The sequence below is a fragment of the Streptomyces olivaceus genome, assembly GCF_000721235.1.
Taxonomy (GTDB): Bacteria; Actinomycetota; Actinomycetes; order Streptomycetales; family Streptomycetaceae; genus Streptomyces; species Streptomyces olivaceus.
This window is the reverse complement of record NZ_JOFH01000053.1, coordinates 1-15,490: the sequence shown is the minus strand read 5'-3', so window position 1 is coordinate 15,490 and position 15,490 is coordinate 1. Positions and strand designations below refer to the sequence as shown.

At 73.0% G+C, this 15,490-nt stretch carries 18 protein-coding genes; 9 read left to right on the top strand and 9 right to left on the bottom strand.

Annotated features, from left to right (window positions below; genetic code table 11):
- The first annotated feature begins 104 nt into the window (after window positions 1-104).
- From IG94_RS0135315 to amaP, 5 genes are read left to right on the top strand one after another with little or no spacing between them, the layout of a single operon-like run.
- Window positions 105-587, top strand: a complete 483-nt coding sequence (locus IG94_RS0135315; protein WP_031047173.1) for an Asp23/Gls24 family envelope stress response protein — start codon at window positions 105-107, stop codon at window positions 585-587.
- Between the two features lie 53 nt (window positions 588-640).
- The gene (locus IG94_RS0135310; RefSeq protein ID WP_031047171.1) at window positions 641-826 is read left to right on the top strand and encodes a hypothetical protein; all 186 of its coding nucleotides are present in this window, start codon (window positions 641-643) and stop codon (window positions 824-826) included.
- Window positions 823-1,206 (top strand): hypothetical protein, encoded by a 384-nt coding sequence (locus tag IG94_RS0135305; protein WP_031047168.1) that lies wholly within the window; start codon window positions 823-825, stop codon window positions 1,204-1,206. Before IG94_RS0135310 ends, IG94_RS0135305 begins: the two co-directional genes overlap by 4 nt.
- Window positions 1,203-1,892 carry a DUF6286 domain-containing protein gene (locus IG94_RS0135300; protein WP_031047166.1) on the top strand — a complete coding sequence of 230 codons (690 nt, stop codon included), beginning with the start codon at window positions 1,203-1,205 and terminating at the stop codon, window positions 1,890-1,892. Before IG94_RS0135305 ends, IG94_RS0135300 begins: the two co-directional genes overlap by 4 nt.
- Before the next feature lie 4 nt (window positions 1,893-1,896).
- Complete coding sequence (amaP, locus tag IG94_RS0135295) at window positions 1,897-2,475, top strand: alkaline shock response membrane anchor protein AmaP (RefSeq protein WP_031047164.1); 579 nt, start codon at window positions 1,897-1,899, stop codon at window positions 2,473-2,475.
- Between the two features lie 29 nt (window positions 2,476-2,504).
- Here the strand turns inward: amaP and IG94_RS0135290 are convergent, their stop codons facing one another.
- The 7 genes from IG94_RS0135290 to IG94_RS0135260 form a co-directional block, all read right to left on the bottom strand.
- Window positions 2,505-3,260 carry an SDR family oxidoreductase gene (locus tag IG94_RS0135290; protein WP_031047162.1) on the bottom strand — a complete coding sequence of 252 codons (756 nt, stop codon included), beginning with the start codon at window positions 3,258-3,260 and terminating at the stop codon, window positions 2,505-2,507.
- A gap of 5 nt (window positions 3,261-3,265) precedes the next feature.
- Complete coding sequence (locus IG94_RS0135285; RefSeq protein WP_031047159.1) at window positions 3,266-5,053, bottom strand: glycoside hydrolase family 15 protein; 1,788 nt, start codon at window positions 5,051-5,053, stop codon at window positions 3,266-3,268.
- 87 nt (window positions 5,054-5,140) lie between these two features.
- A complete protein-coding gene (locus tag IG94_RS0135280; RefSeq protein WP_031047157.1) occupies window positions 5,141-5,944 on the bottom strand; it encodes an SURF1 family cytochrome oxidase biogenesis protein in 804 nt (267 codons plus the stop codon).
- A 205-nt stretch (window positions 5,945-6,149) separates the two neighbouring features.
- On the bottom strand, window positions 6,150-6,383 hold the full coding sequence (locus IG94_RS0135275; RefSeq protein ID WP_031047154.1) for a hypothetical protein: 234 nt from the start codon (window positions 6,381-6,383) through the stop codon (window positions 6,150-6,152).
- 111 nt (window positions 6,384-6,494) lie between these two features.
- Window positions 6,495-7,481 carry a DEDDh family exonuclease gene (locus tag IG94_RS0135270; RefSeq protein WP_031047152.1) on the bottom strand — a complete coding sequence of 329 codons (987 nt, stop codon included), beginning with the start codon at window positions 7,479-7,481 and terminating at the stop codon, window positions 6,495-6,497.
- Window positions 7,482-7,603: 122 nt separating this feature from the next.
- Window positions 7,604-8,611 (bottom strand): CopD family protein, encoded by a 1,008-nt coding sequence (locus tag IG94_RS0135265; RefSeq protein ID WP_031047148.1) that lies wholly within the window; start codon window positions 8,609-8,611, stop codon window positions 7,604-7,606.
- A 106-nt stretch (window positions 8,612-8,717) separates the two neighbouring features.
- Window positions 8,718-10,256 carry a S8 family peptidase gene (locus tag IG94_RS0135260; RefSeq protein ID WP_031047144.1) on the bottom strand — a complete coding sequence of 513 codons (1,539 nt, stop codon included), beginning with the start codon at window positions 10,254-10,256 and terminating at the stop codon, window positions 8,718-8,720.
- Between the two features lie 468 nt (window positions 10,257-10,724).
- Here IG94_RS0135260 and IG94_RS0135255 point away from each other — a divergent pair, with 468 nt between their 5' ends.
- The 3 genes from IG94_RS0135255 (at window position 10,725) to moaA (ending at window position 13,959) form a co-directional block, all read left to right on the top strand.
- On the top strand, window positions 10,725-11,081 hold the full coding sequence (locus tag IG94_RS0135255) for a DUF485 domain-containing protein (protein WP_031047142.1): 357 nt from the start codon (window positions 10,725-10,727) through the stop codon (window positions 11,079-11,081).
- On the top strand, window positions 11,078-12,712 hold the full coding sequence (locus IG94_RS0135250) for a solute symporter family protein (RefSeq protein ID WP_031047140.1): 1,635 nt from the start codon (window positions 11,078-11,080) through the stop codon (window positions 12,710-12,712). Before IG94_RS0135255 ends, IG94_RS0135250 begins: the two co-directional genes overlap by 4 nt.
- Window positions 12,713-12,969: 257 nt before the next feature.
- Window positions 12,970-13,959, top strand: a complete 990-nt coding sequence (gene moaA, locus IG94_RS0135245) for a GTP 3',8-cyclase MoaA (RefSeq protein ID WP_031047138.1) — start codon at window positions 12,970-12,972, stop codon at window positions 13,957-13,959.
- A 13-nt stretch (window positions 13,960-13,972) separates the two neighbouring features.
- Here the strand turns inward: moaA and IG94_RS0135240 are convergent, their stop codons facing one another.
- Together IG94_RS0135240 and IG94_RS0135235 are read right to left on the bottom strand one after the other, a co-directional pair.
- On the bottom strand, window positions 13,973-14,233 hold the full coding sequence (locus tag IG94_RS0135240; protein WP_031047135.1) for a hypothetical protein: 261 nt from the start codon (window positions 14,231-14,233) through the stop codon (window positions 13,973-13,975).
- Window positions 14,234-14,443: 210 nt separating this feature from the next.
- The gene (locus tag IG94_RS0135235) at window positions 14,444-14,848 is read right to left on the bottom strand and encodes a DUF3099 domain-containing protein (protein ID WP_031047132.1); all 405 of its coding nucleotides are present in this window, start codon (window positions 14,846-14,848) and stop codon (window positions 14,444-14,446) included.
- Window positions 14,849-15,110: 262 nt separating this feature from the next.
- Here IG94_RS0135235 and IG94_RS0135230 point away from each other — a divergent pair, with 262 nt between their 5' ends.
- Window positions 15,111-15,392: a GlsB/YeaQ/YmgE family stress response membrane protein gene (locus IG94_RS0135230; protein ID WP_031047129.1), complete on the top strand. Its 282-nt coding sequence runs from the start codon at window positions 15,111-15,113 to the stop codon at window positions 15,390-15,392.
- The last annotated feature ends 98 nt before the right edge of the window (window positions 15,393-15,490 follow it).

The following is a 15,490-nucleotide window of genomic DNA, read 5'->3' as shown; positions in this document are numbered from 1 at the left end:
CGCCCGCCGCCCCGTTCCCCCGATCCGACGCGTCCACGGCGCGCGGTGCGGCGACCCCGCTTACCGTGGGTCGCAGGGACCCCCACCGGAAGGGACGTACGGCGATGAGCGACATCGAGAGCCACCGGACCGGGCAGGACACGAGCGACAGCCCCGGGACGGCCAAGGGCCAGACGATCCGGCGCGGCGGCGGCGACCCCGGCTCCCGGGGACGGACCACCATCGCCGACGGCGTCGTGGAGAAGATCACCGGCATGGCGGCCCGCGACGTCGCCGGGGTGCACGCGATGGGCAGCGGGATGTCCCGCACCTTCGGCGCCGTGCGCGACCGGGTGCCGGGCGGGACCAAGTCCGGGGTGACCCGCGGGGTGAAGGCCGAGGTCGGTGAGAAGCAGACCGCGCTGGACCTGGAGATCGTCGTCGAGTACGGCGTGTCGATCTCGGACGTGGCGCGGGACGTCCGGGAGAACGTGGTCGCCGCCGTCGAGCGGATGACCGGCCTGGAGGTCGTCGAGGTCAACATCGCGGTCAGCGACGTCAAGCTGCCCGACGAGGAGGACGAGGAACCGGAGCCCCGGATCAAGTGACACGGACACCGGCCCGCAGTGAGGACGAACAAGGTGGATGACGGGAGCGCAGCATGAGCATGGCCGTGGTCGGCATGATCGCCGGCATGGCACTGGGATTCGCCGGGTATTTCGGCGGTTTCGGCGCGTTTCTGCTGGTCGCGGCGCTGGGCGCCGTCGGCTTCGTCGTCGGTCGCTTCCTGGAGGGGGACATGGACCTCGGTGACCTCTTCCGCGGCCGCGACGACCGGCGGCGGTGACCGGCGTGACCGGCGCGGCCGGTGAGCTGCTGCAACCCCCCGCCGCCGTGCCGCCCCGCGAGCGTGGCGCCACGCGGATCGCCGACCGGGTCGTCGCCAAGGTCGCCGCGCGGGCGGCACTGGAGGCGGTCGGCCCGCTCCACCCGGACGCGGCGCGCCCGTACGCCACCGTCGTCGTCCACCACGACACCGCCCGCGTCAGCGTCCACCTGGAACTCGGCCACCCGTGCGACATCGGCGCCCGCTGCGCCCAGGTGCGTCACCAAGTCGTCCAGCGGGTACGGACGCTGGTGGGCATGTCGGTGCCGGAGGTCGCCGTCCGGGTGGAGCGGCTGCACCTGGCGGCGGAGTACGGCGCGCGGCACGGGAGGACCCGATGAGCGAGTCCCAGGGCTTCGGCACGGAAGAGGGCAGCACCCGGCGCCTGCCGGTCGTGGACCCCGCAACGGAGCCGGACGGGGCGCCCTCGCCCGCGGAGCGCCCGCCGGACCCGCACGAGGAATCCGGCACGCCGGACCACGGACGGGCCGGACGCTTCTGGTCCACGCGCCGCGTTCCCGCGGGCATCGTCTCGCTGCTGCTTCTGCTCCTCGCCGGGGTCTTCCTGTACGACATCGCCGCCGTGCGCGCCGGCCGCCCGGCCCTCGGCTGGCGCCGCGAACTGGCCCGGCAGCTCGCCGAACGGCCTCTCGACGACATCTGGGTCCTGGTCGGGGCGTCCGTCGCCGCGGCCCTCGGACTCTGGCTGCTCCTCCTCGCCCTCACCCCCGGTCTGCGCCGGCTCCTGCCGATGCGCCGCACCCACCGGGACGTACGCGCCGGGCTGCACCGGGACGCCGCCGCCGCCGCGCTGCGGGACCGGGCCATGGAGGTCCCCGGGGTGCAGGCGGCGCGGGTCCGGATGCGCCGCCGCCGGGCCCGGGTGCGCGCCCAGTCGCACTTCCGGGAACTGGACGACGTACGGACCGATCTGGACGGCGTGCTCGACGACGCGGTGCGCGGACTCGGGCTGGCCCGGCCGCCTGCCGTGTCGCTGCGGGTGGCACGTCCCGGACGGAAGGGGTGACGCGGTGCTGCGGACCGTGAACCGTGTGCTGACCGGCCTGGCCGGCCTGGTCCTGCTCGCCGTCGGCGGCGCGGTGCTCGCCGTCGCCTTCGACGTGCCGGCACCCTCCTGGTGGGTCCACCAGGGCCCCGACGACGTCCTGCTGACCACCGCCGAGCGGACGCGGTGGCGCGACGCCGGCTGGTGGTGGCCGGTCGTCATCGCCGCCCTCGCCGTCCTGCTGCTGCTCGCCCTGTGGTGGCTGGTCGCGGTGGTGCGCCGGCGCCGCCTCGCCGAGGTCCTCGTCGACACCGGGGACGGGGAGAGCGCGACGCTGCGCGGCCGGGCACTGGAGGACGCCCTCGCCGACGAGGCGGACCGGGTGGACGGCGTCGAACGGGCCCGTGTCCGGCTCACCGGCCGCCGCAACGCCCCGGGGACCCGCGTCCGGCTGCTCCTGGCCCCCCACGTGGACCCCGGCAGCGCCCTGCACGACCTGACCGCCCGCGCGCTGACCCACGCCCGGACCTCGGCCAACCTCACGGCACTCCCGGCCGAGGTCCGGCTGCGGGGCGTCAAGCACCGGGCGGAGCGGGTCAGCTGACGCGCCCACGCCCGCGCCGTCGGCCCGCGTCAGAACCCGTGCCGTACCCCGCCGTCCACCGGCAGCATCACGCCTGTGACGTACGACGCGGCGGGGGAGAGCAGGAACGCCGCCGCGCGGCCGAACTCCTCCGGGGTGCCGTAGCGGCGCAGCGGGATGCGCGACTCGGCGGCCGCCCTGGTCGCCTCCGGGTCGGCCGAGGCGGCGTCCAGCTGCCGCACCCGGTCGGTGTCGACGCGGCCCGGCAGCACGCCGACGACCCGGATGCCGCGCGGGCCCAGCTCGTCGGCGAGGGACTTGGCGAAGCCCGCGAGGCCCGGCCGCAGGCCGTTGGAGATGGTCAGGTTCGGAATCGGTTCGTGCACCGAGCCCGACAGCACGAAGCCGATGACCCCGCCGTCCGCCAGCTCGGCCGCCGCCGTGCGGGCGAGGCGCACCGCGCCGAGGAAGACCGACTCGAACGCCGACTGCCACTGCTCGTCCGTGTTGTCCGCGGCGAGCCCGGACGGCGGCCCGCCCACACTGATCAGTACGCCGTCGAAGCGGCCGAAGCGCTCACGGGCGGTCGCGACCAGCCGCGCGGCGGCCTCCGGGTCGGCGTTGTCCGCGGCGACGCCCACCACCTCGGGGCCCAGCGCGGCCGCCGCGTCGGCGGCGGTCTTCGCGTCCCGGCCCGTGAGGACCACCTTCGCCCCGTCGGCGACCAGTTCGCGCGCGGTGGCGTTGCCCAGGCCCCGAGTGGCTCCCGTGACGACGTACACCCGGTCCTTCAGTCCAAGATCCATGGTCCCTATCCTGCATCCTCTTCCCCGAACAGGGCGAGGGCCGTGTTCACCAGGCCGACATGGCTGAAGGCCTGCGGGAAGTTGCCGAGCTGCCGCCCGGCCACCGGGTCGTACTCCTCGGCGAGGAGACCCACGTCGTTGGCGAGCCCGACCAGCCGCTCGAAGAGGTCCCGCGCCTCCTTCGCCCGGCCGACCGCGTGCAGCGCGTCCGCGTACCAGAACGAGCACACCAGGAACGTCCCCTCGCCGCCCGGCAACCCGTCGACCTGCGGGCCCTCGGTGCTGTAGCGGCGCACCAAGCCGTCCCGGGCCAGCTCGGCGCCGATCGCGTCGACCGTGCCGACGACGCGCGGGTCGTCCGGCGGCAGGAAGCCCACGCGGGGGATGAGCAGCAGCGAGGCGTCCAGCTCCCGCGAGCCGTAGTACTGGGTGAAGGTGTTGCGTTCGGGGTCGTAGCCCTTCTCGCACACCTCGCGGTGCACCTCGTCGCGCAGCGCGCGCCAGCCCTCGATGTCGCCGCCGCCCAGCTCGGGGTGGTGCTCCAGCGTGCGCACCGCCCGGTCCAGGGCGACCCACGCCATCACCTTCGAGTGCACGAACTGGCGGCGTCCGCCGCGCACCTCCCACAGTCCCTCGTCCGGCTCCCGCCACGCCGTGGCCAGGTAGTCCATCAGGGTGCACTGCAGCTCCCACATCTGCGGCCGGGGCCGCATGCCGGCCTGCCGGGCCAGCGACAGGGAGTCCATGACCTCGCCGTACACGTCCAGCTGGAGCTGGTTCACCGCGTCGTTGCCGATGCGTACGGGCGCGGACCCGTCGAAGCCCGACAGCCACGGCAGCTCGGACTCGGGCAGCCGGCGCTCGCCCGCCACGCCGTACATGATCTGCAGGTCCGCCGGGCTGCCCGCGACCGCGCGCAGCAGCCAGTCGCGCCACGCCTCCGCCTCTTCCAGGTAGCCGGCGGACAGCAGGGCGCCCAGGGTGAGGGTGGAGTCGCGCAGCCAGCAGAAGCGGTAGTCCCAGTTGCGCACGCCGCCCGGCTCCTCGGGTAGCGAGGTGCTGGGTGCGGCCACGATGCCGCCGGTGGGCCGGTAGGTGAGCGCCTTCAGCGTGATCAGGGAGCGGACGACAGCGTCCCGGTGCGGGCCCTCGTAGCGGCAGCGCGCCGCCCACCCCCGCCAGTCCTCGACGCTGTGCTCCAGCGACATGTACGGGTCGATCAGCGGGGGCCGGGGTTCGTGCGAGGGGTGCCAGGTCAGTACGAACGCGACCTTCTCGCCGGCCGCGACCGTGAACTCCGCGTGCGTGCCGAAGTCCTCGCCCCAGCTGTGCACCTCGGGCTCGCTGCGCAGCCACGCCGAGTCCGGACCGGCGACGGCCACCCGGTGCCCGTCGGACCTGCGCACCCACGGGACGACCGAGCCGTAGTCGAAGCGCAGCCGGAGCACGCTGCGCAGGGTGACCTCGCCGCTCAGCCCCTCCACGATCCGTACGAGGTCGGGGGCGCGGTCGCGCTGGGGCATCAGGTCGGTGACCCGCACCGAGCCCTCCGCGGTCTCCCACTCGGTGTCCAGGACCAGGGTGTCGGGCCGGTAGGAGCGCCGCGTGCAGCGTTCGGCGCCCTTGGGGGCGAGTCGCCAGGAGCCGTTGTCCTCGTCGCCCAGGAGCCTGGCGAAGCAGGCGGCGGAGTCGAAGCGGGGCAGGCAGAGCCAGTCCACGGAGCCGTCCGTGGAGACCAGGGCCGCGGTCTGCTGGTCGCCGATGAGCGCGTAGTCCTCGATACGGGGGTGCACGGGTGACGCCTTCCCGGCCGGAGGCGGAGCAATCGGCTCCGGCCGCGCGCCGTGCCCGCACGGCCGGGCGGTTGCACAGCCGGGCGGCTACACCGCCGCGGGTTCCGCCGGTGCCGCCTGCTCCGTGTCCTCGGCGGTCTCGGCGCTCTCCCGGTCGCGCTTCTCGCGCCGGACCAGGAACCACCAGCCGACCGGTACGGCCGCGGCGAACAGCCACCACTGGATGGCGTACGCGTAGTTCAGCGCCGCGTTCTCGTTGCCGGGCCTGCCGATCGGCTCCGGGGTGTCGCCCTTCGGTTCCGGTTCCTTCAGGACGACGTACCCGCCGAGCACCTGGGCGTCCAGCCGCTCGGCCTGCTGCTCGCTGTTGATGAGCATGATCTGCCGGTCCGGCAGGCCCTGGAGGTCCTTGATGCCGCTCGCCTCGGTCGTCTCGTCGGGCATCAGCCGACCGGTGACGGTGATCTCCCCGCGGGGCGGGGCCGGAACCTCCGGGTACTCGGTCTGGCTCGCCCCGTCCGCGGGGATCCAGCCCCGGTTGACCAGCATGACCTTGCCGTCGGCGAGGACGAACGGGGTCAGCACGTGGTAGCCGATGTTGTCGTCGGCGTCGGTGCGGCGGCGGACGACGACCTCGCCGTCCGCGTCGAAGCGGCCCTTCGCGGTCACGGTGCGGTACCGCTCGTCCGTGGTGATCTTCCTGCCGGGAGCGGTCAGCGACTCCGCGGCCACCGGCGCCGCGTCGAGGGCCCGCGCGACCAGGTCGTTCCTGGCGGTGCGCTCCTCGTAGCGGTGCATCTGCCAGAGGCCCAGCCGGATCATCGTGGGGATGAGCAGCACGGCGACCAGCGTGAGGATCACCCACTGGCGGGACAACAGGAAGCGGTACACGTGTCGACGGTACCTTGGCCGGGGTCGGCCCTCGTGGGGAGGTCCCCGCGAGGGCCACAGCCGCGCGCCGGCGGGGAGCACACGACCCGCTTGCAAGGCCGTGGGGTCTACCGCGGGCCATCCCCGCTCCGGCGGGGAGCATGTCCTGCATCGATGCCGCGGCGTGGGTTCGACGACGGGGTCGCCCGGCGGTCACGCGAAGCGCTCAGACCTTGTCGACGATCCCCGCCCTCCCCTCCGCGCGGGCGCAGTGGGCGCCGCAGAACCAGTGGCCGTCGGCCTCGACGCCCTGGCCGATGATCTGCACCCGGCAGTGCTCGCAGACGGGGGCCATGCGGTGGATCGCGCAGGAGAAGCAGTCGAAGACGTGCACCGCTCCCTGGGCGTGGATCTCGAAGGACATTCCGTAGTTGTTGCCGCACACTTCGCAGGTCGCCATGGGCCACAGGGTGGGCCGCCGCAGCGGCGCGGGCCAGCGGGCGGCGGGCGAGTCGTCCGGAATCACCCGTCCGTACGGCTCGCCCCGCACGGCCCCCGGCTGCCGCGCGGCTCAGCCGTCCGCGGGCTCGACGTCCGCGAGCAGCTGCCCGAACGCCGCCTCGTCCACCACCGGCGTACCGAACTGGCGGGCCTTGACCACCTTGGAGGTGCCCGAGTCCGGATCGTTGGTCACCAGCAGACTGGTCAGCCGGGACAGGCTGGTGGCGACGTGCAGCCCCGCCTCCGTCGCCCGGTCCTCCAGCAGGTCCCGCTCGACGGAGGTGTCACCCGAGAAGGCGACCCGCATGCCCTGCTTGAGGCGTTTGCCCTCTTCGTACCGGCCCGGGTTGGGATAGGGGCAGGCGGGCCTCTTGCGCGAGGGGCGCCAACTGGCCGCCCGGTAGCCGCTGTAGCCCGCCTGCTGGCCAATGCGGGGCGCCGGCCGGTCCGACCACTCGGTCAGCGGCCTGCACTCGTTGAGCGGGAGCCGCACCCCGCCCGCGGCCGCGGCCACCAGGCTCGGCCGGAACGCCTCCGCCAGCACCCGCGCGTCGTCCAGCGCGTGGTGCGCGCGCTGCTGTACGACGCCGAAGTGCGCGGCCAGCGACTCCAGCTTGTGGTTGGGCAGCGGCAGGTCCAGCGCCTTCGACAGGGCGATGGTGCACAGCCGGTGGCGCACCGGCGCCTCGCGCTTCGCGCGCGCGTACTCGCGGGCGATCATCTGCCAGTCGAAGACGGCGTTGTGCGCGACGAGGACGCGCCCGTCGAGCCGGGCCGCGAACTCCTCGGCGACGTCGGGGAACAGGGGCGCGTCGCGCAGTACGTCGTTCGTCAGACCGTGTATCCACACCGGCCCCGGATCGCGCTGCGGATTGACCAGGGTGTACCAGTGGTCCTCGACCTCGCCGCGGGCGTCCAGCCGGTAGACGGCCGCCGAGATGATGCGGTCGTCGCGGGCCAGGCCGGTGGTCTCCACGTCGACGACCGCGTACCCCTGCGGGTACGCGGCCGGCCACGCCGTGGCGGACGGCGCTGCGGTCGTGCGGTCTTCGAGCATGGTCAATGAGGATACGGGCCGGGACCGACACTTCCGTCCCCGAGGTCTCCCGCAGCGTCAAGTCCCGCACCCCGGTGGCACCTTGCCGTGCACCTTCCGAACCGTCACCACCGTCGCCACCGTCACCACCGGATCGGCACCGGAAGGGCCGTCAGGAGCCCCGAGACCGCGACCACCACGCCCAGCGCGACGACCTCCGCGCGCGCGGGCGAGCACGCGGACAGCGGGTCGCTCGCGCGGCCCAGCCGGATCCTGGCCCACAGGGCGAGGACGGCGACGGCGACCACCAGCAGCACCTTGGCGAGCAGGACGCGCCCGTACGCCGTGTCGGTCAGCTGCTCGGCGATCGTGCCCGGCGGCATCCGGCGCAGCGAACTGCCCACCCCGGTCGCCGTGAGGGCGGCCAGCAGAACGGCCGCCACGCGCGCGTAGAGACCCAGCAGCGCCGGACCCGCCCCGGCGCCCCGCCACCGCCGCAGGATCCGCAGCGCGTACAGCAGACCGCCCGCCCACAGCGAGGCGCACGCCAGATGGACCAGGGTGAGTCCGGAGCCGAGCAGCGGGCTGTACTCGGTCGCGGGGTGCGCGCGCAGCGCCTCCGCGACGACGACCGCGGCCAGCGGCCAGACCTGGAGCCCCGGACGGCGTGAGCCGGCGCACAGCCAGGCGGCGAGGAACCCGTTGACCTCCAGCAGCGCGAGCTTGCCGTCCCGGGACGCGTACAGTCCGCCGACGTCGATGTCGGCCACGCCGCCCGGCACGAGGTTGCCGGTCGCCACCACCGAGGCCAGCCCCAGCGCGGCGAAGAACCCGGCGGCGGCCGCGTACGGCGCCCAGGCGCGGGGCCGTTCCGGGGGAGCGCCGGGCAGCGACCGGGCGAGCCGGTTCACGAACAGCTCGCCGAGCGGGACGCTCAGCGCGGCGAAGAGCACGGTGCGCAGCAGGGCGATGCCGCCGGTGCCGGGGGCCTCGGCCTCCCCGGTGCCGTGCAGGGCGGGGGAGGGACCGAGCAGCGGTATCAGCGCGGCCAGCACCACCAGCACGAGTACGGCCGCGGTCCGGCCGGTGCCGGAGGACGGCGAGCGGCGTCCGGTGCCGGCGGTCCGGGGCGGGGGTTGTATCGGCGTCACCCCAGGATCTTCACCAACTCCCCCGAAACGGGCAAGTTCCGGGGCGGGCCGGGCAGCCGCCCGACCCGCCCCACACACGCGCGCGGTGCTCAGCGCGTGACCGGTGTCAGCGGCGCACCGCGTCCAGGGCGTCCGCCATGCCCCAGCCGTAGAAGCCGTTGCGGTTCTTCGGGCCCTCGCACACCGCGTCGACCTTGCCGTCGCCGTCGATGTCGTAGGGGTCGGTGCAGGCGGTGGCGTCGGCCTGGGCGTACAGCAGGGCCTTGACCAGTGCCGGGGAGGCGTGCGGGTGCGTCGACTTGATGAGGGCGGCGACGCCCGCGACGTGCGGCGAGGCCATCGACGTACCGGCCATGTAGCCCCACTCGCCGCCGGGCAGGGTGCCCAGGATCAGGCCGCTGGTGGCGGGGGCGTCCGGCGTCTGGTAGGCCGTCGAGTCGCCGCCGGGCGCGGCGATGTCGACGATGCCCCGGCCGTAGTTGGAGAAGGACGACTTGAGGCCCTTGGCGCCGGTCGCCGCGACCGTCACGACGCCCGGCAGCTGCGTCGGGATGTCCAGGCACTCGGACGGGTCGACGACGCGGTCACCGGGGGTGGTGTCGTTGGGGGAGGACGGGTCGGTGATCTCGTCCGAGGTGAGGTCGTAGTTCTCGTTGCCGGCCGCGGCGACGTTGACCGCGCCCTTCTTCTCCGCGTACCGGGAGGCCCGCGAGACGGCCTCGACGAGCGCCTTCTGGTCCGGGTCGTTCTTGCAGTTGAAGTACCACGGGTCCGTGTAGTAGCTGTTGTTCGTCACGTCGACGCCGTGCTCGGCCGCCCACACGAAGCCGCAGACCACGGCCTCGGTGTAGAAGAAGCCGTCGGGGTTGGACACCTTGATGCCGGCGACCTTCACCCCGGGCGCCACGCCGGTCATGCCGACGCCGTTCTTGGCGGCGGCGATCTCCCCGGCCACGTGGGTGCCGTGCGGGCTCTCCGCCGCGCTCGGCCGCCAGGCGCCGTCGGTGGTGTCCGGCTTGCCCGCGACACAGTTGACGGACGCGTCGCGGTCGAAGTTCGGGGCGAGGTCCGGGTGGGTGTCGTCGACGCCGGTGTCGATGACGGCGACGGTCACCTTCTTGCTGCCCAGCGACTTCTCGTGCGCCTTGTCCGCCTTGATGGCGGGCAGGTCCCACTGCAGCGGCTCCAGCGGGTCCTTGCCCTCGGCGGACTGCCCGGCGGCCTTCGCGGCGGCCAGGTCCTCGCCGCTGAGCACCTTCGGCGCGTCCGTGTCCGTCGTCGCGGCCGAGGGCAGCGGCGCGGTGCGGGTGGCGCCGGCCGACTGCACGCCGCGCGTCGTGCGCACGGTCTTGGCGAAGTCGGGATTGGCGGAGTGGACGACGATCACGCCGATCCGGTCGTACGACGTGACGATCGTGCCGCCCGCCTTGGCTATCGCCCGCCGTACCGTCGCGGAAGGGCGGTGCCCGGGGGCGACGTTGACGACGTAGCTGAGCGAGGTCCCGTCCGTCGCCGCGGCGGGGGCGGCCTCCGCCGCGGGCGCCGCGGTGGCCGGGGTGCCCGGCAGGAACGCCAGCGACGCGGCCACGGCCAGGCCGGCCGGGATCGCGAGGGCGCGGCGGTGACGCGGGTGGGGTGCGGTCATGCGGGATGTCTCCAGTCCGTTGGGAACCAGTCCGTGGGGAAAACTCGGCAAACTCGTGCGGCCGGCGCGTGGCGGGGCGGCAGAGACGCCTGCGGGGCGTCGCCCGGTTCGATGTGCGCCATGCTCAGCCCCGGTGCGACCGGCACCGCGGGGGCGAGCCCGCGGCGGGAGCGCGGACGGCTCGGGAACGCAGATGATCCATGGGGTCTCCACATCATCCGGTGAACGGCACCCGTCCGGGACACGGATACGACCCGGACAGGTACATGACGTAGTGGTGCAGAGTGAAGCTATCCCCAGAAGTCGCTGGCCAGCAATGACCCACCGAGGGCGACTTCGGAAAGTGCCACGGACGTTGAACCGGTCCCCGCGGGGCGCCGTGTCGTTGGGCAGGGAGCCCGAGCACGATCAGCTCTCCGTCAAAACACCGAGGTCCAAGCCGTCATGTCCGTCGTACGAGGAGACTCCGTGGCCACCGACGCACCGCCCCCCTCGAAAGAGGAACGCCCACTTCCCTCCGCCGAGGAGTTCTCCGAAGTGCAGCAGAGCGCTGAGTTCGCCGAACTGCGCCGCTCCTTCCGCTCCTTCGCGTTCCCGCTGACGATCGCCTTCGTCGCCTGGTACCTGCTGTACGTGCTGCTGTCGAACTACGCCGGCGGCTTCATGGGCACCAAGCTGTTCGGCAACATCAACGTCGCCTTCGTCTTCGGCATCGCCCAGTTCGTCACCACGTTCCTCATCGCCTGGTGGTACTCGCGGCACGCCGCCGCGAAGCTCGACCCCAAGGCCGAGGCCATCAAGACCCGGATGGAGGGCGGCGCATGAGCCCCGCACAGACCGTCTTCGCCGCCGAGCTGGCCGCCAACGAGGCGAGCGAGCACCGGCCGCTGATCATCACGCTCTTCTCGGTCTTCGTCGTCGCGACGCTGGTCATCACCGTGTGGGCGGGCCGCCAGACCAAGGACGCCGCCGACTTCTACGCGGGCGGCCGGTCGTTCAGCGCCTTCCAGAACGGCCTCGCCGTCTCCGGCGACTACATGTCCGCCGCTTCCTTCCTCGGCATCGCCGGCGCCATCGCGCTCTTCGGCTACGACGGCTTCCTGTACTCCATCGGCTTCCTGGTCGCCTGGCTGGTCGCCCTGCTCCTGGTGGCCGAGCCGCTCAGGAACTCCGGCCGCTACACGATGGGCGACGTCCTCGCGTACCGGATGCGCCAGCGCCCCGTGCGCACCGCCGCCGGCACCTCCACCATCGTGGTCTCGATCTTCTACCTGCTGGCCCAGATGGCGGGCGCGGGCGTGCTCGTCTCGCTGCTGCTCGGCATCACCTCCGACGCGGGCAAGATCCTCATCGTCGCCCTCGTCGGCGTCCTGATGATCGTCTACGTCACCATCGGCGGCATGAAGGGCACCACCTGGGTCCAGATGGTCAAGGCCGTGCTGCTGATCGGCGGCACCATCCTGATCACCTTCCTGGTGCTGCTGAAGTTCGACTTCAACATCTCCGACCTGCTCGGCAAGGCCGCGGACAACAGCGGTGCGGGCGCCGCCTTCCTTGAGCCGGGCCTCCAGTACGGGGCGAGCGGCACCACGAAGCTGGACTTCATCTCCCTGGGCATCGCCCTGGTGCTCGGCACCGCCGGGCTGCCGCACATCCTGATCCGCTTCTACACGGTGCCCAACGCCAAGGCCGCCCGTAAGTCCGTGAACTGGGCGATCGGCATCATCGGCGCCTTCTACCTGATGACCATCGCCCTCGGCTTCGGCGCCGCCGCGCTCATCGGGAAGGACGAGATCGTCGCGTCCAACCCGTCGGGCAACACGGCCGCGCCCCTGCTCGCCCTGCACGTGGGCGGCGTCGACTCGGCCTGGGGCGCGATCCTGCTGGCCACGATCTCGGCGGTGGCCTTCGCGACCATCCTCGCCGTGGTCGCGGGCCTCACCCTCGCCTCGTCCTCGTCCTTCGCGCACGACATCTACGCCAACGTCATCCGCAAGGGGCAGGCCACCGAGAAGGAGGAGATGAAGGCGGCCCGCTGGGCGACCGTCTTCATCGGCATCGTCTCCATCGCGCTCGGCGCCCTCGCCCGCGACCTGAACGTGGCCGGCCTGGTCGCGCTCGCCTTCGCGGTCGCCGCCTCCGCCAACCTGCCGACGATCCTCTACAGCCTGTTCTGGAAGCGGTTCACCACCCAGGGCGCCCTCTGGTCGATCTACGGCGGTCTGATCGTCGCCGTCGGCCTGGTGCTGTTCTCGCCCGTGGTCTCCGGCGACCCGACGGCGATGTTCCCCGACGTCGACTTCGCCTGGTTCCCGCTGAAGAACCCGGGCATCATCTCCATCCCGTTCGGCTTCCTCATGGGCTGGCTCGGCACGGTCCTGTCGAAGGAGGAGCCGGACAAGGCGAAGTACGCGGAGCTGGAGGTCCGGTCCCTGACCGGCACCGGAGCCCACTGATCCGGCTCCCCGGGGCCCACTGACCCCGCTCTCCGGAGCCCACCGATCCGGCTCTCCGGGGTCCGGCGGTCCCGCTTGGGCTCACCCCGCCCGGCCCCGTCGTAGATCCCTACGACGGGGCCGCGCCGTACGTCGTAGGGATCGGCCCACGGCCGATGTCGGTGCGGTCACGTAGGCTCGGAGGTGAAGGAGATTCAGGAGGAGACGGCCGGAGGGGACACACGCTCCGCCGATCCGCGTCGAGGGAGGGGGCCCACGTGCTCATCGACACCTACGGCCGAGTGGCCACCGACCTGAGGGTCTCGCTCACCGACCGCTGCAATCTGCGCTGCACCTACTGCATGCCCGAAGAGGGCCTGCAGTGGCTGGCCAAGCCCGACCTGCTCACGGACGACGAGATCGTCCGCCTCATCGACATAGCGGTCACCCACCTCGGCATCGAGGAGGTCCGCTTCACCGGCGGGGAGCCACTGCTCCGCCCCGGCCTGGTCGGCATCGTCGAGCGCGTCGCCGCCCTCGCGCCCCGGCCGCAGATGTCCCTCACCACCAACGGCATCGGCCTCAGGCGCACGGCGACGGCCCTGAAGGCGGCCGGCCTGGACCGGGTCAACGTCTCGCTGGACACCCTGCGCCCGGACGTCTTCAAGACCCTCACCCGCCGGGACCGCCACAAGGACGTCCTGGAGGGGCTGGAAGCCGCCCGCGAGGCCGGTCTCACCCCGGTCAAGGTCAACAGCGTCCTGATGCCGGGTCTCAACGACGACGAGGCGCCCGACCTGCTCGCCTGGGCCGTGGAGCACGACTACGAGCTGCGCTTCATCGAGCAGATGCCCCTGGACGCCCAGCACGGCTGGAAGCGCGAGGGCATGGTCACCGCGGGTGACATCCTGGCCTCCCTGCGCACCCGCTTCGAGCTGAGCGCCGAGGGCTCCGAGGAGCGCGGCTCCGCGCCCGCCGAGCGCTGGCTCGTGGACGGCGGCCCGCACCGTGTCGGCGTCATCGCCTCCGTCACCCGGCCGTTCTGCGCCGCCTGCGACCGCACCCGGCTCACCGCCGACGGACAGGTCCGCACCTGCCTGTTCGCCCGCGAGGAGACCGACCTGCGGGCAGCCCTGCGCTCCGACGCCCCCGACGAGGAGATCGCGCGCCTGTGGCGGCTGGCCATGTGGGGCAAGAAGGCGGGCGCGGGCCTCGACGACCCGACGTTCGTGCAGCCCGACCGCCCGATGTCGGCGATCGGCGGCTAGCCGTGGCCGACCGCTAGGTGTTGTCCCCGGGGCGTTGTCCCGGGGCGTTGTCCGGGGACTCCCAGTCCGCCAGCGGGACCACGTCCTTCAGGAAGCCGCGCACCCCGAGGAATTCGGACAGATGCTCCCGGTGCTCCTCGCACGCGATCCACGTCTTGCGCCGCTCCGGCGTGTGGATCTTGGGGTTGTTCCAGGCCAGCACCCACACGGCAGCCGCGCGGCAGCCCTTCGCGGAACAGACGGGGGCGGTTTCCGGGGCGGTCTCGTCACTCACAGCTTGTCTCACAAGTCCACACACAAGGCGACGCCGAGCAGCCACGGGGGGAGCTGCCCGGCGTCGGTCTGTCGCTCCGACGGGGGATGCGGAGCGCGTACGAAGTATGTCACGGGTCGACCACGACCCGGCACCGGAACGGCATGATTCATCTGAGCATTTCTTCGGCCTGGCGCGGAATCGACGCCCGCCGGAAGGCGGTTGCGGCGGTCAGGACCGGCCGCGCGCCTCGCCCGCCGCACCCGGCGACGGATCCGGCACGGCACTCTCCGCTACGGGTTCCGCCTCCGCCGAGCCACCCGCCGCGCGCGGGGGCAGGAGCATCTCGGGCGTGGGGGCCGTCACGAACGTCGACGGCAACGATGGCGCGTTCTCACGCCCGGCGTTGGCGATCACGACCGCGATGTACGGCAGCGCCGCCCCGAGGACCAGTGCCACGACCGCGACGTGCCGTTCCACGTTCCACAGGCAGACGGCGAGGATCACGGACACCGTGCGGATCGACATCGAGATGATGTACCGGCGCTGCCGCCCGCGCACGTCCTCCTGGAGGCCCGTCCGGGCTCCGGTGATCCGGAACACCTCGACGCCGCCGCCGGCACTCTGCTTCCGCATCCGGTTCCACCATCCGTCCGCATCGGACCGTCCCCGCCGCGCTCACGTCCGCGGCCGCTCGGGGACTCCGGTCCCGGACAACTCACCACGTTACGCCGCACCCCGGCCGTCCACGAGACCGGGGGCACCCCCGTTCCGCCCGCCCGGTGCGGGCCGCACCGCGTAGGCGCCGTCCCCCGTTCGGCCGAGCCCGACATGCGCCGAACGCGGTACGGCCGAAGACTGGCGGCAATGCTCGCTGGAGCCGTACGAGGAGGCAGTCATGGGCTGGTTGTGGGCGATCATCGTGGGACTCGTGCTCGGCCTGATCGCCAAGGCGATCATTCCAGGCAAGCAGCACATGCCGCTGTGGCTGACCACCATCTGCGGCATGATCGGCGCGATCATCGGCAACGCGATCGCACGCGCGGCAGGCGTCGACGCGACGTCCGGCATCGACTGGTGGCGGCACCTCTTCCAGCTGGTGGCCGCGATCATCGTCGTCGGTCTCGGCGACGCGGCCTACACGGCGGTACGCGGCAACAGGCGGCGCGAACGCGCCTGAGGACCGCGGGCGCTGAACCGGGCGGGGCGCTGAACCGGGCGGGGCGCTGAACCGGGCGGGGCGCTGAACCGGGCGGGGGCGGCTTCCGGGAACCAGTC

Coding starts and splice junctions, on each gene's coding strand:
- IG94_RS0135290 (WP_031047162.1), bottom strand. CDS start 3,260: ATGGATCTTGGACTGAAGGACCGGGTGTACGTCGTCACGGGAGCCACT.
- IG94_RS0135260 (WP_031047144.1), bottom strand. CDS start 10,256: ATGACCGCACCCCACCCGCGTCACCGCCGCGCCCTCGCGATCCCGGCC.
- IG94_RS0135275 (WP_031047154.1), bottom strand. CDS start 6,383: ATGGCGACCTGCGAAGTGTGCGGCAACAACTACGGAATGTCCTTCGAG.
- IG94_RS0135235 (WP_031047132.1), bottom strand. CDS start 14,848: ATGCGGAAGCAGAGTGCCGGCGGCGGCGTCGAGGTGTTCCGGATCACC.
- IG94_RS0135315 (WP_031047173.1), top strand. CDS start 105: ATGAGCGACATCGAGAGCCACCGGACCGGGCAGGACACGAGCGACAGC.
- IG94_RS0135230 (WP_031047129.1), top strand. CDS start 15,111: ATGGGCTGGTTGTGGGCGATCATCGTGGGACTCGTGCTCGGCCTGATC.
- IG94_RS0135310 (WP_031047171.1), top strand. CDS start 641: ATGAGCATGGCCGTGGTCGGCATGATCGCCGGCATGGCACTGGGATTC.
- IG94_RS0135250 (WP_031047140.1), top strand. CDS start 11,078: ATGAGCCCCGCACAGACCGTCTTCGCCGCCGAGCTGGCCGCCAACGAG.
- IG94_RS0135270 (WP_031047152.1), bottom strand. CDS start 7,481: ATGCTCGAAGACCGCACGACCGCAGCGCCGTCCGCCACGGCGTGGCCG.
- IG94_RS0135300 (WP_031047166.1), top strand. CDS start 1,203: ATGAGCGAGTCCCAGGGCTTCGGCACGGAAGAGGGCAGCACCCGGCGC.